This window comes from Streptomyces albospinus, assembly GCF_014648695.1.
GTDB lineage: Bacteria > Actinomycetota > Actinomycetes > Streptomycetales > Streptomycetaceae > Streptomyces > Streptomyces albospinus.
Map to the genome: position 1 here is coordinate 71,835 of NZ_BMRP01000033.1, position 422 is coordinate 72,256.

The 422-nt window shown below is 71.8% G+C and carries 1 pseudogene; it reads left to right on the forward strand.

What is annotated here, in order from left to right:
• Positions 1-416, forward strand: a pseudogene (locus tag IEZ17_RS43150) (LPXTG cell wall anchor domain-containing protein); the annotation flags it as partial.
• Between the last annotated feature and the right edge of the window lie 6 nt (positions 417-422).

Below are 422 nucleotides of genomic sequence, written 5' to 3' on the forward strand. Positions count from 1 at the left end.
CTGGCGGCGACAACGGCGGTACCACTGGCGGCGACAACGGCGGTACCACCGGCGGTGACAACGGCGGTACCACCGGCAGCACCACGGGTGGCGGCAACACCGGTGGCACCACCGGCAGCACCACCGGCGGCAGCCACTCCGGTGGCACCAGCTCCACCGGCGGCGACAGCACCGGCACCGGCACCGACAACCAGGGCTCCAAGCCGGTCGAGCAGCCCGGCCAGGGCAAGGAGCAGGTCGTCGACACCCCGGGTCAGGCCAAGCAGCAGGCCAAGGGCGGCCAGCTGGCGGAGACCGGTTCGTCCGGCACCACCTTCCTGATCATCGGTGCGGCCACGATGATCGTCGGCGGTGTGGGCTTCCGTGTCCTGCCCCGTCTGGTCAACAAGAACGGCGGCGGCGCGGCAGCTGCCTGACGCTGA